12 protein-coding genes, 2 tRNA genes and 1 pseudogene are annotated in these 16,876 nt (G+C 74.9%); 3 read left to right on the forward strand and 12 right to left on the reverse strand.

The features are described from left to right. Positions 1 to 480 precede the first annotated feature (480 nt). On the forward strand, positions 481 to 1,596 hold the full coding sequence (locus IE329_RS15050; RefSeq protein ID WP_190211373.1) for an LLM class flavin-dependent oxidoreductase: 1,116 nt from the start codon (positions 481 to 483) through the stop codon (positions 1,594 to 1,596). A 56-nt stretch (positions 1,597 to 1,652) separates the two neighbouring features. Here the strand turns inward: IE329_RS15050 and IE329_RS40605 are convergent, their stop codons facing one another. Together IE329_RS40605 and IE329_RS15065 are read right to left on the reverse strand one after the other, a co-directional pair. Next, positions 1,653 to 3,710, reverse strand: coding sequence for a putative bifunctional diguanylate cyclase/phosphodiesterase (locus tag IE329_RS40605; RefSeq protein WP_229927450.1), 2,058 nt, complete (start codon positions 3,708 to 3,710; stop codon positions 1,653 to 1,655). Between the two features lie 489 nt (positions 3,711 to 4,199). Next, positions 4,200 to 4,625, reverse strand: coding sequence for an OsmC family protein (locus tag IE329_RS15065; RefSeq protein ID WP_190211374.1), 426 nt, complete (start codon positions 4,623 to 4,625; stop codon positions 4,200 to 4,202). A gap of 552 nt (positions 4,626 to 5,177) precedes the next feature. On the opposite strand from IE329_RS15065, the gene IE329_RS15070 reads away from it, so the two are divergent. Beyond that, positions 5,178 to 5,513, forward strand: a complete 336-nt coding sequence (locus IE329_RS15070) for a chorismate mutase (protein WP_190211375.1) — start codon at positions 5,178 to 5,180, stop codon at positions 5,511 to 5,513. A 360-nt stretch (positions 5,514 to 5,873) separates the two neighbouring features. Next, positions 5,874 to 6,626: a signal peptidase I gene (lepB, locus tag IE329_RS15075; protein ID WP_190211376.1), complete on the forward strand. Its 753-nt coding sequence runs from the start codon at positions 5,874 to 5,876 to the stop codon at positions 6,624 to 6,626. A gap of 1 nt (position 6,627) precedes the next feature. Here the strand turns inward: lepB and IE329_RS15080 are convergent, their stop codons facing one another. From IE329_RS15080 to IE329_RS15125, 10 genes and pseudogenes are all read right to left on the reverse strand, one after another. Then, positions 6,628 to 7,824, reverse strand: a complete 1,197-nt coding sequence (locus IE329_RS15080; protein WP_190211377.1) for an EamA family transporter — start codon at positions 7,822 to 7,824, stop codon at positions 6,628 to 6,630. A 157-nt stretch (positions 7,825 to 7,981) separates the two neighbouring features. Then, entirely contained in the window at positions 7,982 to 10,363 is a 2,382-nt protein-coding gene (locus tag IE329_RS15085) for a transglycosylase domain-containing protein (RefSeq protein WP_229927451.1), read from the reverse strand. Between the two features lie 186 nt (positions 10,364 to 10,549). Beyond that, positions 10,550 to 10,623, reverse strand: a tRNA-Lys gene (locus IE329_RS15090). Positions 10,624 to 10,749: 126 nt separating this feature from the next. Continuing rightward, positions 10,750 to 11,394, reverse strand: a complete 645-nt coding sequence (locus IE329_RS15095; RefSeq protein WP_190211378.1) for a GOLPH3/VPS74 family protein — start codon at positions 11,392 to 11,394, stop codon at positions 10,750 to 10,752. A gap of 114 nt (positions 11,395 to 11,508) precedes the next feature. Next, positions 11,509 to 11,582 (reverse strand) — tRNA-Lys (locus IE329_RS15100). Between the two features lie 123 nt (positions 11,583 to 11,705). Then, a complete protein-coding gene (locus IE329_RS15105; protein ID WP_190211379.1) occupies positions 11,706 to 12,059 on the reverse strand; it encodes a hypothetical protein in 354 nt (117 codons plus the stop codon). Beyond that, a complete protein-coding gene (locus IE329_RS15110) occupies positions 12,056 to 12,640 on the reverse strand; it encodes a QcrA and Rieske domain-containing protein (RefSeq protein ID WP_190211380.1) in 585 nt (194 codons plus the stop codon). Before IE329_RS15110 ends, IE329_RS15105 begins: the two co-directional genes overlap by 4 nt. A gap of 197 nt (positions 12,641 to 12,837) precedes the next feature. Continuing rightward, positions 12,838 to 13,404 (reverse strand): annotated as a pseudogene (locus tag IE329_RS15115) (4Fe-4S dicluster domain-containing protein); the annotation flags it as partial. Positions 13,405 to 13,409: 5 nt separating this feature from the next. After that, entirely contained in the window at positions 13,410 to 15,746 is a 2,337-nt protein-coding gene (locus IE329_RS15120) for a molybdopterin oxidoreductase family protein (RefSeq protein ID WP_190211382.1), read from the reverse strand. After that, the gene (locus IE329_RS15125) at positions 15,743 to 16,828 is read right to left on the reverse strand and encodes an MFS transporter (protein ID WP_373311197.1); all 1,086 of its coding nucleotides are present in this window, start codon (positions 16,826 to 16,828) and stop codon (positions 15,743 to 15,745) included. The genes IE329_RS15120 and IE329_RS15125 overlap by 4 nt, the downstream gene beginning before the upstream one ends. Positions 16,829 to 16,876: the final 48 nt, after the last annotated feature.

The following is a 16,876-nucleotide window of genomic DNA, read 5'->3' on the forward strand; positions in this document are numbered from 1 at the left end:
AAGGGGCAACGCTAGCGCCTCGACCTTTCATGCCATGAAGCACCCCCTCTGTGGCAGGGCTCACAGACAGGCGCGAGCCCCTGGGGCGGGGTGCCGCTCCAGGGGCTCGCGGGGATCGAACGGAGCTGGTCCAGCCCGTTGACCTTGCTTTCGGGTGCGGATCCGATGCGCGATCCGCCCTCATCGGTAGCCTGCCGGACGTGACGGCCGAGGGCGAGCCCTGGGGCTGGCGACTTCCCGCGCTGGCGCGAACTCGCCACCCGTGATCGCGTGCTGTCTGTCAGTCAGCGCCCGACCTGCCGAACGACCGGTCGACGGGGGTGCCGGGCCGTCCGGCCGCCGGGCGCCCTGCCCGGTCCGGGCCGTCCGGACGCCGGCCCCGGCCGGCGCCCCCCGGCGGCGGGAACAGGGCGCCGCCCCGGGCGGTTGTCCCCCGACGGCGGGGAGGCCCGCTCGTACACGATCAGGAGGCCGGACGGCATGAGCACCGAGGACCAGCAGGCACGCGAAGCGGGGCAGCCGGCCCGTCCCGGCATCGGCGCCGGCGCCGGAGCCGTTCACGGGGTGGTCCGGGGCACCGCGCCCGCGCCGCTGTCGATCCTCGACCTCGCCCCGGTGGGCGCCGGCCACACCCCGGCCGAGGCCCTGGTCGCCACCACCGAGCTGGCCCGCAGCGCCGAGGCCTGGGGCTACCACCGCTTCTGGGTCGCCGAGCACCACGGCATGCCGGGGGTGGCCAGCTCCACCCCGGCCGTCCTGCTCGCCCACCTGGGCGCGCACACCAGCACCCTGCGGCTCGGCTCCGGCGGGGTGATGCTGCCCAACCACGCGCCGCTCGCGATAGCCGAGCAGTTCGGCCTGCTGGAGGCGCTCCACCCGGGCCGGATCGACCTCGGGCTGGGACGCGCCCCCGGCACCGACCAGGCCACCGCCAGGGCGCTGCGCCGGGGCCTGGCCGAGGGCGCCGACGACTTCCCCCAGCAGCTCGCCGAGCTGACGCACTTCCTGGACGGGGACTTCCCGGCCGGCCATCCGTACGCCCGGCTGACCGCCGTCCCCAAGGGCGACGGCCGCCCGCCGCTCTGGCTGCTCGGCTCCTCCGGCTTCAGCGCCCGGCTGGCCGGTCAGCTGGGCCTGCCGTTCGCGTTCGCGCACCACTTCAGCGGCAACAACACCGTGCCCGCCCTGGACCTGTACCGCTCCAGCTTCCGCCCGTCCGAGGTGCTCGCCGAGCCGTACGCGCTGATCGGCGTCAGCGCGGTCGCGGCCGACGGGGAGGCCCAGGCCCGCCGGCTCGCCCGCTCGGCCGGCCTGGGGATGCTCCGGCTGCGCCTCGGCAAGCCGGGCCCGATCCCGACGCCGGAGGAGGCCGAGTCCTACCCGTACAGCGCGGCCGAGGCGGACTTCCTGGACGACTGGCTGTCCAACGTCGTGCTCGGCTCGCCGGGGGAGGTGGCGGACGGCCTGGAGGCGCTGCGCAAGCGCACCGGCGCGGACGAGCTGATGGTGACCTCGCACATCCACGGCCACGAGGCGCGCCGCCGCTCGTACGGGCTGATCGCGCAGGCGTACGGGCTGACGGCGCAGGTGGCCTAGCCCGGCGGGCACCCCGGCGCGGCCGGGCAGGCTGCCCGGCCGCGCCGCACAGGACCCTAGGGCCGCGCCTCGCCGGCGCGGGTCCCGCGCAGTATGTCGGCGACCAGCGCGGCCTCGCCCGGACGGGCGAAGTACCAGCCCTGCGCGGTGTCGCAGCCGGTCAGCCGGAGCCGCTCGGCCTGGGCGGCGCTCTCGATGCCCTCGGCGGTCACGGTCAGCCCGAGCGCGTGGGCGAGCTGCACCATCGCGCGGACGATCTGCTCGTCCGCCTCGGTGCGCCGCGACCCCTGGCCGGGACGCCCGGGCACCGGGTCGCGGAAGCCCTCGATGAAGGTGCCGTCCAGCTTGAGGACGTGCACCGGCAGCCGGGACAGGTACGCCAGGTTGGAGTAGCCCGTCCCGAAGTCGTCGATGGCGATCCGCACGCCCATGTCGGCCAGCGCCTGCAGGGCCTGCAGCGGGCGTCCGCCCGGGCCGAGCAGGGCGCTCTCGGTGATCTCCAGCTGGAGCAGCCGGGCCGGCAGCCCGCTGCTCTCCAGTGCCTGGGCGACGTCGGCGACGACGTCGGAGTCCCAGATCTGGCGGGCCGCCAGGTTGACGCTGACGAAGGTCTCGGTGTCCGGGAACTCCATCAGCCAGCGCCGGGCCTGACGGCAGGATTCCTCCAGCACCCACTTGCCGAGCGGGACGATCGCCCCGGACTCCTCGGCGAGCGGGATGAAGCGGTCCGGCGAGAGCGTCCCGTAGCGGGGGTGGCGCCAGCGGACCAGCGCCTCGGCGCCGTGCACCACGCCGTCGGCGAGCCCCACCAGCGGCTGGTACTCGACCGAGAACTCGCCCCGCTCCAGGGCCGGGCGCAGGGCGGTGGTGAGCAGCTGGCGGGTGAGCTGGTGGGCGCCGCGGTCCGGGTCGTAGAGCGTCCAGCGGGCCCGGCCGTCGGCCTTGGACCAGTACAGCGTCGAGTCGGCGTCCTTGACCAGGTCGGTCGGCGTGGTGCCCTCGACCGGGCGTTCGACCACGCCCACGCTGGCGGTCACCACCAGCTGGTGGCCGGCCACCTCGAAGGGCTTCTGCAGGGAGGCGACCAGCCGGCCGGCGAGGGCGGTGAGCTGTTCGTTGCCCTCGCTGTCGGCGACCAGCACGGCGAACTCGTCGCCACCGAGGCGGGCCACCAGCCGGCCCTCGCCGCGGGCGAAGCCGATCTCCAGCCGGGCGGCGACCGCCACCAGCAGCTGGTCGCCGATGTGGTGGCCGAGGGTCTCGTTGATGGCGGCGAAGCCGTCCAGGTCCAGGTAGCAGAGGCCGACCCGGCGCCCGTTCGGCTGCCGCTCACCGGCGGTGGCCGGGGTGGTGGCCCGGGCGGCGGCGGCCGGGCGGCCGCCGTTGCCGTTGGCCCTGCCGTTCGCACCGGTGCCGGCGCTGATGCCGGGGTTGATGCCCCTGCCGGTTGCCGTGCTGTCGCCGGTACCGGCACCGGTGCCGTTCGCGGGCCGCCGGAGCGTCTGCGCGACGGGCCCGGCGTGCTCGTCCGCCCGGAGGCAGGCGGCGTCCAGCCGTTCGAAGAACAGGGCGCGGTTGGGCAGCCGGGTCAGCGGGTCGTGCAGGGCCTGGTACTTGAGCCGGTCCCAGAGCCGGCGCTGCTCGGTGATGTCCTCGACCATGGCGAGGGTGTACATCGGCCGGCCGGCGCCGTCCCGGATCAGTGAGAGGGTGACCTTGCTCAGCACCGTCCGCCCCTCGCGGTGCTTGAGCCGCTTCTCCATCCGGAGCCGGTCGCGCTCGCCGCGGACCAGCTCGCGGTACAGCCGGCGCGGGGTGTCCTCGGCCTCGATGATGTCGTGGATGTGAGTGCGCACCAGTTCCGAGACCTCGCGCCCGATCATCGCGGCCAGGGCCGGGTTGGCCTCGATGACCCGGTCGGTGGAGTCGATCAGCGCCATCCCGATGCCGGCGTCGGCGAACGCGGCCCGGAACCGGGACTCGCTGGCCCGCAGGGCGTCGAGCAGTTGGTCGGTCCCGTCGGCCGGTGGCGCCGAGCAGGTGGGACAGGCGGTCATCAGGGGGCTGCCGGTGGTGTCGGGCGCCGTTGCGCCGTCCGTCGTGATGCCGTTCATGGCGGTGCCGTTCCCGCCCGGTGCGTCGCCGTGATGCGGCCACCGGCGCCGTTCGTCGATGTGTCGAAGTCCCTCGTGCCGCGCGCTCTTGGGGTGAGCGTCGGCCCCCTCGGTCTGGCCCGGCACGGCATGCTCCCGTCCGCTGCTGACGCTGGTCCGGCCGACTGTCAGTACCGCGGGGGCCGGAAAACCCGCACACCTGTCGTGGCCGCCGGAGCCTGGTGCCGGGTGCTCGCTGCGGAGCACCCGGCGGGGAACGGGGGTGCTGCGGCCGATCATAAAGCGCGCACGGATCGGGCGGTGACCGCCGCTCGGGTGAGTCGCCCTGGTTTTGGAGCAGTTGTGCCGGTACGTCAGCACACGCGAACGCCCCCGACACGCGTCGCAGGAGGCGCGTCAGGGGCGTGTGCGCAGGTCGCGCGCTCCCCGGTCGAGCCGGGTGCCCCGGTCGGGGCCCGTCGGCGCGACGGCCGGGGAGCGCGCGGGCCGTCAGGCCAGCTTGGCGGTCAGGGTGATGGTGGTCCCCGTCAGGGCCTGGCTGACCGGGCAGTTCGCCTTGGCGTCCTCCGCGGCCTTGATGAAGCCGGCCTCGTCCAGGCCCGGTACGTCACCGGTGACGGTGAGGTGGATGCCGGTGATGCCGGTACCCGGCTGGAAGGTCACGTCGGCCTGGGTGTCCAGCTTGGCGGGCGGGTTGCCCGCGCCGGCCAGGCCGTGCGAGAGCGCCATCGAGAAGCACGCGGAGTGCGCGGCCGCGATGAGCTCCTCCGGGCTGGTCTTGCCGTTCGGCTCCTCGGAACGGGCCGGCCAGGACACGGGGTACGTGCCGATGCCGGACGAGGCGAGGGTCACCTCGCCCTTGCCGTCGAGCAGGTTGCCTTCCCAAGCGGTGCGGGCGGTGCGAGTGGTTGCCACGATCGGTACCTCCAGTGCTGAGCGACTGCTGATCGGTTACGTCCGGTCATGCCGCGTACAGCCTAAGGGCACGCCCGGCGGCGGTTGCGGGCGGCACTCTGAGCGCTTACACAGCGTCATATCCGCCAGGGCCGGTGGTTTTCGGCCGGTCCGGCGGCGGGCCTGCCGGTGCTCCGGCCCGGGAGCGGGGGCCGGAGCGGGCGAAGGGCGGCTGCCGGAGCAGGTGCCGGGGCAGGTGACGGGCCCGGCGGCACGGTCCGGGGCCCGGGGCGGGACCGGTGGTCGCGCGGGTGCGGCGGGTGGGGGCCGGCGGGTGCGGCGGGGGCCGGCGCCGCGCCTGCCGGGGCGACCCGGTGGTGGTCCCGCGCCCGGCCGCCGCCGCCCGTCGCCCCGGGCGGCCCGCGTCCCACCCGTCCGTCCGCATCGCGGACAACCAGCGCACATGATGGAAGCCCGTGCGGGCCGCCCTGTTAGATTTGCCCGGGCCCGAGCCCGACCACCGGTCCGGCCGGGTGCCACCCCGCCCGCCCGCACAGCCCCGGAGCCGCCCCGATGACGGACCACGCCACGACCCCCGACGCCGGAACGCCCGAGGGGATCGACGATGCCGTCCGGGCCGAGCTGACCAGCCTGCGGGAGAGCATCGACAACATCGACGCCGCCGTGGTCCACATGCTGGCCGAGCGTTTCAAGGCCACCCAGCGGGTCGGCCGCCTCAAGGCCGAGCACAAGCTCCCGCCGGCCGATCCGGCCAGGGAGCGGGACCAGATCAAGCGGCTGCGCGAGCTGGCGGCCGGGGCCCACCTGGACCCGGTCTTCGCCGAGAAGTTCCTGAACTTCATCATCGCCGAGGTGATCCGCCACCACGAGGCCATCGCCCGGGCCTGAGCTGCGACGCGCGCCCGGGCGGCCCAGCCCGCGCCCGCCGGCCGGGCCGCCCGGGCCCGCCCGGCGGCCGTTCGTGTCGGCTGCGGCTAAATGTTTGATTTCGTGGCACCTGAGGGTTGGCGTTAGCGTGCTGTTTCCCTGGATCGGCTGATCCGGTGGATCGCGGTACCCCGCGCAGTCAGGGTGCGGGGGGACCGGCCGCGGTCCGGAGAGGCGGTTCGCGATGGCTTCGGCGATGGCACAGCGGTGGCGGGAGCCCCGGCGGCGTGATGGGGCCGGACCGGTGTCGCACCGGGCCGCGCGCCCCTGCGGTCCGGCGTCCCGCCCGGCGCGGACGGCCGCGGCCCGGGGGTGTACCCGATGACGACCGAGCTGACCGGCCCGCGCCGGGCCGACCGCCGCCGCAGAGCCGCCCCGGACGGCCGCCCGCGCCGGGCCCGCCGCGCCGCCGGGCGGACCGGGCGCCGCCGCCGCTGGCCCTGGTGGGCCGAGATCCCCGCGATGGTGGTGGTCGGCCTGCTCGTCGCGCTGCTGATCAAGACCTGCCTCTTCCAGGTGTTCACCATCCCCTCGGGGTCGATGGAGAACACCCTGCGGATCGGCGACCGGGTCGGGGTCAACAAGCTCTCCCCGCTCTTCGGCTGGGAGCCGAAGCCGGGTGAGCCGGTGGTCTTCAAGGACCCGGGGGACTGGCTGCCCGCCCAGGCCACCAGTGGCGGCAACCCCGTCACCGACGCGGTCGGCGACGTCCTGTCCTTCGTCGGCCTGGTGCCGCCGAAGGACGACAACTACCTGGTCAAGCGGGTGATCGCGACCGGCGGCCAGACCGTGCAGTGCTCCGGCACCACCCTGAAGGTCGACGGCGCCCCGGTCTCCGAGCCGTACCTCTTCCGCGGGGACGACTCCTGCGCGGGGATGAACTTCGGGCCGGTCACCGTCCCGGAGGGCTACGTCTGGGTGGAGGGCGACCACCGCAGCGACTCCGCGGACTCCCGCTACCACCAGCAGGAGAAGGGCGGCGGCGCGGTGCCGGTCGAGAACGTGGTCGGCCCGGTCTCGGCCGTGGTGTGGCCGCTCGGGCACATCGACTGGTTCGGCTGGTCCGGCCACTGAGCTACGGCGTGACGGCCTTTCGGCCGTACTCCGGCGCGGGCCCGGTGGCGGCCGTGAGGCCGGCCGGGCCGGCCGGGCCGCCCGTGAGGTCCGCCGGTACCGGCCCGGCCGCCGGCGCCGCGCCCGGGGCGCCCGTGGCCCCGGTGCCGGTGTCCCCCTCCGGTTCCCCGGTCACGGCCCCGGCGGCCACCACCCCCGCGGCCACCACGGCCGCGGCCGCGGCGCCCGCCTCCCCGGCCGGTTCGCCCGCCCCGCCGGAGGCCTTGCCGCCGGACGCCTTGCCGGTCTGCGCCGCGAAGGCCCCGGCCAGCACCAGCAGGCCGCCGGCCAGCTGCGGGGCACCCAGGTGCTCGCCGAGCAGCACCCAGGCCAGCACGGTGGCGACCACGGCCTCCAGGTTGGCCACCACACCGGCGACCGGCGGCGAGAGGTGCCGGACGGCGACCACGCCGGTCAGGTACGCCAGGACGGTCGCCACCAGGACCATCCAGGCGGCCGGGAGCAGCGCGGGCAGCACCTGCCCGTTCATCCGGACGTCCCCGCCGAGGATGCCCCAGTCGGCCTGCCAGGGCCGGGTGACGACGGTCAGCACCAGTGCGCCGATCAGCAGCCCGTACGCGCTGACCGCGATCGGGTCGACCGGGCGCTCGCCCCGGCTGCCCGCGTCGGCCAGCACGAAGTAGCCGACCTGGCAGCAGGCGGCGCCGAGCGCGAAGAGGACGCCGAGCGCGTCGAAGCTCAGCCCGTTCCAGACCTCGACCACGCAGGCCAGCCCGGTGACCGCGACGCCGGCGCCGATCGCCGCGCCCCGGCCGACCGGCCGGCGCTGGACGAACTTGACGTAGGCGAGCAGCAGCGGCGGCCCGAGGTACTCGATCAGCAGCGCGACCCCGACCGGGATCCGGGATATCGCGGCGAAGTAGCAGGCCTGCACGCCGGCCACGGCGAGCAGGCCGAAGCCGAGCAGCAGTCCGGGCCGGCGCAGCACCGCGGCGCGGTGCCGGTAGGCCAGCGGGAGCAGCACGAGGGCCGCTCCGGTCACCCGCAGCCAGACCACGTGCAGCGGCGAGAGCCCGGCCTCGATCAGGGGTTTGGCCGCTGTGCCGGAGCCGCCGAAGGCGCAGGCCGAGACCAGTGCGAGGGTCAGGCCGAGCGACCGGCCGGACGCGCTGCGGGGGAGGGGCTGAGAGCTGTGCATCGGGGCATTCTGCCAGCCGAGGGGCCATTTCGGTAAGGTGCTACTCGGACTTTTGCTCCTCACCCGTCGGTGGCCGGCGGACCGGGCCGGGGCCGCCGGCGCCGGGCCGGTCGTACCCGTCCCGCCCGTGCCCCGCCCGGCTGGTCCCCCCGGTCGGTCAACCCCCGTCGCCCGCTGCCGCGTTGGCGGCCGCCCCGGCGGCGGCGCCGCCCTGCTGCGCCGGGTCGGGCGCCGGGGGCGAGGGCTGGGCGGGGGCCGTCGACGGCGTCCGGCCCGGCCGCTGGGTGGCGGCCGGGGCGCTGCCGGCCGGACCGGCCGGCGTGCTGGAGGCGCCGCCGGGGCGGCCGGTGGAGCCGCTGCCCTGGCCGCCCGGTTGGCCGGAGCCGGTCCCGGAGCCCTGCTCCGAGGGGTCGGACGGGCCCGTCCCGCCGGTCCCCGCGGTCGGGGCGCCGCTCCCGGCGGCCGGCGTCGAGGGGGCCGGCGAGGGTGAGGCGCTCGCCGAGGGGGTGCTGCCCGCCCCGCGGCCGGAGCCGCCGTCGGCCTGGCCGGCCACGACGGGGAAGCCCGTCACCGGCGTCCCCTTGAGGGCGGCCTTCATGTAGGCCGTCCAGATCTGGGCGGGGTACTGCCCGCCGGCCGCGCCGTCCGTCCCGCCGGTGCCGCTGAGGCTGACCTGCGCGCCGGTGGCCGGGTCCTGGCCGAACAGCGCGACCGCGGTCACCAGCTCCGGGGTGTAGCCGACGAACCAGACGGACTTCTGGTCGTCGGTGGTCCCGGTCTTGCCGGCCGCCGGGCGGCCGAGCGCCTGGGCCCGGAACCCGGTGCCGCCCGGGTCGTCGACGACGCCCCGCAGCATCGCGGTGACCCGGTTCGCGGTCTGCTCGCTGACCGCCTGGTTGACCTGCGGCGCCGGCAGCGCCACCGGCCGGCCCTCGTGCTCCAGCGACTGCACCAGCCACGGGGTGATCTGCCGTCCGCCGTTGTCCAGCGTGGCGTACACCCCGGCCATGTCCAGCACGCTGGGCGTGGCCACGCCCAGCGGCAGGGACGGCTGGGCGCCGAGGCTCGGGGTGCCGGCGGGCAGCCCCAGCGCGACCCCGGTGTCCCGGACCTTCTCCAGCCCGGTGTCCTGGGCGAGCTGGGTGAAGACGCTGTTCACGGACCAGTCGGTGGCCTGCTGCAGGGTGATCTGGCCGTAGTCCTTGCCGCCCTCGTTGGGCGCCGCGTACGGCGTTCCGGTGCCGCCGCGGACCTTGCGCCCGCTGGTGCCGTCGTAGACCGTGCGCGGGCCGATCGTCTGTCCGGACTGCGTCCGCGCGTTGCTGTCCAGGGCGGCGGCCAGCGCGATCGCCTTGAAGGTCGAACCGGCCTGGTAGTCGCGCCGGGTCGCGTTGTCGACGAAGTGCTTCGTGTAGTCGGTGCCGCCGTACAGGGCGAGCACCGCGCCGGTCTTCGGGTCCACCGAGACGGCGCCCGCCTGGGCGGCGGCGTCCTTGGGGCGGGACCCGGGCTTCAGGTCGGCGGTGAGCCGGCTCTGCACGGCGTCGGAGAGGTCCTGCTCGCGGGCCGGGTCGATGCTCAGCTTGACGGTGTAGCCGCCCTTGGCCAGGGCGGCCTCGCTGAGGATCTGGTGCGAGACCAGGTAGTCGGTGGCCGCGTTCACCAGGTACCCGGCCTGGCCGGAGAGCCCGGGCGCCGCCTGCGGCTCCTTGACCTCGGGGAAGGCCACGGCGGCCCGCTCGTCGGCGGAGAGCCAGTTCTCCTTGACCATCCCGTCGAGCACGTAGTTCCAGCGGTTCATCGCGTTCTGCTTGCCGGTGGCCGTCGCGGTGGCGACGTCGTAGGCGCTGGGGGCGTTGAGCAGCGTCGCGAGGTAGGCGCCCTGCGCCGGGTCCAGCGCGGCGGCGTCGACGCCGAAGTAGGCCTGGGCGCCGGCCTGGATGCCGTAGGCGCCGCGGCCGTAGTACGAGGTGTTGAGGTAGCCCGCGAGGACGTCGTCCTTGGTCTCGGTGGCGTCCACCTTCAGCGCGATGAACAGTTCCTTCACCTTGCGGCCGACGCTCTGCTGCTGGCTGAGGTAGGTGTTCTTCACGTACTGCTGGGTGATGGTGGAGCCGCCCTGGGTGCCCTCGCCCTTGGCCGTCTTGACCGCGGCCCGCAGCAGACCTGGCACGTTGACCGCGCCCTCGTGGTAGAAATCGCGGTCCTCGGCGGCCAGCGCGGCGTGCTGCGCGGCGGGGGAGACCTTGTCCAGGGCGACGTTCTGCCGGTTGGTCTGCCCGGTCCTGGCGATCACCGAGCCGTCCTGGTAGAGCCAGGTGTTGCTCTGCGCGGTCGCCGCCGCGTGCGCGTCGGGGACCTGCACCAGGGAGACGGCGAGGACGAAGCCGCCGGTCCCCAGCAGCAGCGAGGTGACCAGGCCGGCCACCGTGACCCGCCAGCCGGGGATCAGCCGCCGCGGGCCGGTGCGCCGGGGGCGCTTGCCGGACGGGCTCTTGCTGGACGGCGCGCTGCGCTCACTCCGGGAGGTACGTGGCAAAGCAGCGGGCCTTTCCTGCGGGCGGATCGTGCCAGCCTGCACAGGCGGTCGCATAAAAGGTTAGGGACCTTTGTCCCATTTTTGCCCGATGTGGCGGCTCTCACGTCCGCCGCCCGCCCGACACGGTCGTCGTCGGGGCAACGCGAAGAGGCCCCCCGCTCTCGCGAAGGGCCTCTCGGCTGTCTGTGCGCCGCCAGGGACTCGAACCCCGGACCCGCTGATTAAGAGTCAGCTGCTCTAACCAACTGAGCTAGCGGCGCCTGCTGACCTGGAGAACAATACACGCTCCGCCCGGCCGCGACGAAACGCCCGCCCGCGCGCGGCGGGAGCCGCCCGTTCCGTGCCGGTCCCGGGGCGGGCGCCCCGCGCCGTGCGGGCGCCGGGGCTCAGCCCGAGTTGGCGGCGGCCGCGTCCGAGCTGGTCACCCGCTGCACGGCCCGGGCGATCGGCAGCTCCCGGCCGAGCGGCCTCAGGGCGCGCCGGACGTCCGCCCCGGCCGGCCCGGGGAAGACCTGCCGGGCCAGCCCGCCCGCCGCCAGCAGCCCGGCCAGTTGCCGGTCGCGCTCCGCGGCGGTGGCCGGGGAGAGGGCGGCGGCCCGGAGCCGGGCGGCGATCTCCTGGCCCGCCGCCGGCGGCACCACCCGATGGCGCCGGTACGGGACGAGCCCGAGGAAGCGCCGCCGTTCGGTGCTCAGCAGGCCGCGGGCGGTCAGCGAGGCCAGGACGGGCCCCACGGCGTCGCGGCCGATCCGCCGCACCGCCAGGTCGAGGGAGGGCGGGCGCCGCCGCTTGCCGGCCTCGCCCAGCCGGGCCAGCACCCCGGCGGCCACCGGGTCCTGACCGGCGAACGGCTGGTACTGCGTGATGTGCCTGCCCTCCACCGCGATCGCGCCGCCGACCAGCATCTCGGCGAGCACCGCACCGGCCAGGACCCGGTGGAATCCGCCGCGCATCCGGACCACTCCGCCGGCCGGCTCGGCGCACACCAGCACCAGCTCCTCGGGGATCGTTCGGGCGTACGGCTGGGTCACGGGCGTCTCCTGTCCGGTGCCGGGCACGGTCCTGCCGCCGGCCCTTGCCCGGTGCGGAGGGCGGGGAAACGCCGAGAGGCCCTCCGCTCTCGCGAAGGGCCTCTCGGCTGTCTGTGCGCCGCCAGGGACTCGAACCCCGGACCCGCTGATTAAGAGTCAGCTGCTCTAACCAACTGAGCTAGCGGCGCCTGCTGACCCGGAAGACATTACACGCCGGTGAGCGGATCCGCCGAATCGCCACCGTCCGGTCACACCGGGTAGCCGTTAGGGCGGGGCCGGACGGGCGGGGCGCCCGGGTGTCCCGCCCGCGGTCAGCGGTCGCGCGGGCCGATCCGCCAGGCGGCCAGGACGACCAGGAAGGAGGCCGCCGAGAACCCGGTGCACCACCAGGCGGTGGCGGTGCTGCCCGCCATCCAGGCGTTGGTGGCCACCGTCAGCGCCCACAGCTGGCCGATCACCACGGTGATGGCGACGGCCACCCTGGCGGTGAGCATCGCGGAGCGTTCGGGCTCCTGCTCGGTGCCGGCGCCGGGGCCGGGCCCGGTACGGCGCACCCGGGGGTCGGCGTAGCCGCTGGTGGCGCGGATCTGCGGGTACCGCTCGGGCACCGGCCGGTTGAGGCGGGGCTCGGCGCTGCTCGGGGTGTACTCGGGCGGGTAGCTCATGACCGCCTCCCGCAGCCGGCCCGCTCGGCCAGCGCCGGGTCGCGTTCCCGCAGGCCGCGGCAGAGGCCGGCCTCCTCGCTCTCGCCCGAACGCGCCGTGCCGATCGCCCAGACCGCGCCCTGTTCGTCCTCCACCACCAGCACCTTGGGCAGCGGGCGGGGCGGTGGTCCGGAGGTGACCTCGCCGGTCCGGGCGTTGAACACGCCCTCGTGGCACGGGCAGTAGAGCCCGTCCTGCTCGGCGTGGTTGTCCCGCCAGAGCACGCCGCAGGCCAGGTGGGTGCAGACGGTGGACCAGCCGACCAGGCTGCCGTCGGCCAGCCGGATCGCCATCGCGCGGTCGTCCTCGCCCGGGTAGTCGAAGGTGACGGCCTCGCCCGGCGCCAGCCGGTCGGCGACCTTCAGCGGGGCGGCCGTGCCGTCCCCGTGCCGGTGCAGGACGCCGGCCGAGACCAGCGTCGAGCCGACGGCCAGGCCGCCGGAGACGGTGGCGACGATCCGCAGGTAGTCCCGGCGGGTGGTCAGGGAGTCGGCACTGATCCGGTCGACCAGGGCCCGCTCCTCCGGTGTCGGTCCGCTCACGCCGGTGCTCCGTTCCCGGGCGTGGGCCGCCCGTTGACCTCGATCACCCTGAGCAGGCCGCCGGCCGGCGGCCCGCCGTCCGCCGGTCCGCCGTCCGGCCGCCCCCGGTCGGCCTGTCCGCCCGCGGGCCGCCCGTCCGAGCGGGAGCCGTCGCCCACCGTGCCGGCCAGCACGTCCGCGACCAGCAGCCCGCCCGCGGGCAGCCCGCCCGGCAGCGGCGCGGCCCGCTGCTCGGCGGGCACCACCATGGCGACGCCGGTGCTCACCGTGACGTCCCCGAAGGCGAACATGGTGGAGACGTCGACCCCGGGCCGCTCGGCCTGCAACTCCTCCAGGGACCCGTAGAACAGGGCGCCGGTCGGGCAGACCGTGGCGCACATCGGCGCCAGCCCGTACGAGGTGCGGTCGTAGCAGAGGTTGCACTTCATCTGCAGCTTGGATTCCAGGTCGATCTTCGGGACGCCGAACGGGCAGGCGTTGACGCAGTTGGCGCAGCCGATGCAGCGGGTCGGGTCGGCCTCCTGGACGACGCCGTCCGCGGTGATCAGGATCGCGTCGGCCGGGCAGACCTCGGCGCAGGGGGCGACCGGGTCCTCGCAGTGCATGCAGACGGTCGGCAGCGAGGCCACCGAGCGGCCCTCGTCCGGGTAGTCCAGGTGGATCATCGACTTGCCGCGGTGCGAGTCGCACTCCCGGCAGGCCGAGACGCAGGCCTGGCAGCCGATGCAGCGGCCGGGGTCGATGAAGATGGTGCGTCCGAGCATGCCGGTCAGCCCCTCTCGGCGGTGCCGCGGCCCTGCGGGGCGGTCGGCGGCAGCGGGTCGCTGCGGGAGTGCTGCGCCTCGGGGTAGGCCTCGCGGCCCGGCGGCATCGGCGGCGCGGGGACGGGGTCGAGCTGTTCCGCGCGCTCGATCCGCACCGCGCAGACCTTGTACTCGGGGATCTTGGAGCGCGGGTCCAGGGCGTCGTTGGTCAGCGCGTTCGCCGCCACCGGGTGGGGCCAGTGGTACGGCACGAAGACGTGGTCGGCCCGGATCGCCTCGGTCACCAGGGCCGGCAGCACGGACGCGCCGCGCCGGGTCACCACCCGGACCGCCTCGCCGTTGCGGAACCCGTGCGAGGGGTGGACCTCCACCCAGGGCCGCGGGGTCTGCTCGACCAGCGCGCCGAGCCGCCGGGTCTGGTTGCCGGACAGGAAGTGCGCGACCGTCCGGCCGGTGGTCAGCGTCATCGGGTACTCGTCGTCGTACGGGTCGGCCGGCGGGTGCCACTCGACCACCTGGAGGTGCACCTTGCCGTCCGGGTGGTACGTCCGCCCGTCCTCGAACAGCCGGGGGGTGCCGGGGTGCGCGGTGTCCGGGCAGGGCCAGGCGATGCCGCCGGTCTCCTCCAGCCGCTCGTAGGTGATGCCGTAGTAGTCGATCACCGTGCCGGCCGAGGCCCGGCGCAGCTCGTCGAAGACCTCCCGGGAGCCGGCGAAGTCGAACTTGTCGCCGACGCCCAGCCGGCGGGCCAGCTCGCACATCACCCAGGTGTCGGTGCGCACCCCGCTCGGCGGCTCCTGGGCCTTGTTGTGCTTGACCACCCGGGCCTCGGCGTTGGCCATCACGCCCTCGTCCTCGGCCCAGGTGGTCACCGGGAAGACCACATGGGCGTTGGCGGAGGTCTCGGAGAGGAAGAAGTCGAACTGGGCGTGGAACTCCAGCTTGTCGTACCCGTCCTTGACCACCGCGTAGTTGGGCAGCGAGACGAAGGGGTTGTTGCAGATGCCGATCAGCCCGCGGATCTCACGGCGCTGCATCTGCCAGACCATCTCCATCATCGAGGTGCCGGCCTGCGGGAGTTCGGTCTCCTCGATGCCCCAGATCCCGGCGATCTGCCGGCGGTGCTCCGGGTCGTTGATGGAGCGGCCGCCGGGCAGCAGGTCGGACTTCTGGCCGTGTTCGCGGCCGCCCTGCCCGTTGCCCTGCCCGGTGATGGTCCCGTAGCCCGCGCCCGGCCGGCCGAGGTTCCCGGTCGCCGCGCAGAGGTTGATGACGGACAGGCAGTTCTCCACGCCCTGGGTGTGGTGCTCGATGCCGCGCGCGTGCCAGGCCATCGCCCGCCCGGCCGTCCCGAACAGCCGGGCGACCTGGACGATCTGTTCGGCGGGGACGCCGCAGATCGCGGCGGACCGCTCCGGCGGGTACTCGGCGACCTTGGCCTTCAGTTCGGGCCAGCCGGTGGCGTGCGCGGCGAGGAAGGCCTCGTCGGTGAGCCCGTCCTGGACGATCACGTGCAGCACCGCGTTGAAGAACGCCGAGTCGGTGCCGGACTTCAGCGCGACGTGGACGTCGGCGGTGCGGGCGACCGCGGTCTCCCGCGGGTCCACCACGATCAGCTTGGCGCCGCGGTCCCGGGCGCCCCAGACGTACTGGGTCATCACCGGGAAGCACTCGCCGACGTTGGAGCCGGCGATCAGCAGGCAGTCGGTCCGCAGGATGTCCGAGAAGGGGTTGGCCGCGCGGTCGATGCCGAAGGCCAGCTTGTTGGCCCCGGCGGCGCTCACCATGCACAGCCGCCCGTTGTAGTCCACGTGCCGGGTCTTCAGCGCCACCCGGGCGAACTTGCCCACCAGGTACGTCTTCTCGGAGAACAGGCTGGCGCCGCCGAGCAGCCCGAAGGCGTCCACCCCGTGCTCGCGCTGGATCCGCCGGACCTCCTCGACGGTGTACGTCAGCGCCTCCTCCCAGCCGACCTCCCGGAACGGCTCCTCGCGGGAGCGGCGCAGCAGCGGCGCGGTCAGCCGGTCGGGGTGGTTGACCTGCTGGTACGCGTTGATTCCCTTGGGGCAGAGCCGCATCCGGTTGATGTCGTGGTTGCGCGGCTCCACGCCGAAGACCTTGCCGGCGGCGTTCACCCGCAGGTACATCCCGCACTGCACGCCGCAGAAGCAGCAGTGGGTGGGGACGAGGGTCTGCTCGGCCTGGTCGGCCCGCCAGCCGGAGGCGGGCAGGCCGCCCGCGTCGCGGAAGTCGCGGGTGCCGGGCGGGGCGACCGCCGGGTCGAGCGGGACGGCGGCGCCGAGCAGGACGGGCGGGTCGAGCGGGACGGGCCGGTCGGTCATCTGAATCCCCGCTTCACCTGGGAGAGGTACGCGGTGCCGCGCAGCACCCGCTTGCAGCGCGGGCAGTACTCGGCCCAGTCGTCGAAGCCGAGCCTGAGGTCCCGCATGGTGGCGCGCAGGTTCTCCACGTAGGGGGCGGTGTCGACCGGCTCGCCGCACCTGCGGCAGGCGAGCAGCTCCCCGCCGGGGTGCCGGCGGGCGGTGTACTTGAACAGCTGCATCCCGACGGCGGCCGGGCGCTGCACGATGTGGAAGAACTTGCCGAACGGCAGGTAGACCAGGGTCAGCACCACCGAGGCCATGTGCAGGACCGACAGGAACTCGTACCCGCCGCCGTCCAGGGCCACTTCGGAGAAGGTCAGCAGCAGACCGGTCACCGAGACGGTGAGCAGGGCGATCAGCGGCACGAAGTCGTAGCCGAAACGCTGGCCGGTGATCGCCCCGCGGTCGCGGAAGCGCCGGTGGAGGAAGTACCCGGCGCCGGCGATCACCAGGACGGCCGCGAGGTCCAGGCCGTGGTACATCGCCCAGCCGAGGAGGCTCGCGGAGTCGAAGCCCAGCACCGTGAAGCCCCAGAGCCGCATCTCGTAGCCGGGCCCGGCGGCGCTGGACGCGGTGAAGGTGAACCAGCCCCAGGTCAGCGGGAAGGTGATCGCGGCGGCCAGCAGGCAGCCCCAGAACATCAGCTGGTGGGCCGCCCAGCGGGCGTGCGAGCGGGCGCCGAGGAACTTCTGGAAGCCCAGGTAGGTGGCGATCATGCGGGGCAGCGCGGTCGGTGCGTCGCGCAGGTTCCGCCAGGACAGGGCGGCCTGCCGGCCCTTCCGGAAGAGGCGGCGGGAGGCCGGCGCGGACACCCAGACGGTGTACCGGTAGGCGACGCCGAAGGCCAGGAACAGGGTGGCGACCGTGTAGGGGACGAGCGCGGAGTCGAAGTCCCGCAGGCCCCGGCTGCCCAGCACGATGGCCACCAGCAGGAGCCCGGTCACCCCGCCGGCCACCAGGGAGGCCCGGAGGGCCACCGGCCGCCCCGGCTCCGGGGCGGGCGGATGCTCGTGCGGCGGGGCGTCCGCCGGCTCGGTCACTGCCACCGGGGCTCCTCCGTGCAGGCGTGGGGGCGACTGCTCCGGACG

The organism is Kitasatospora indigofera, from assembly GCF_014655955.1.
Lineage (GTDB): Bacteria > Actinomycetota > Actinomycetes > Streptomycetales > Streptomycetaceae > Kitasatospora > Kitasatospora indigofera.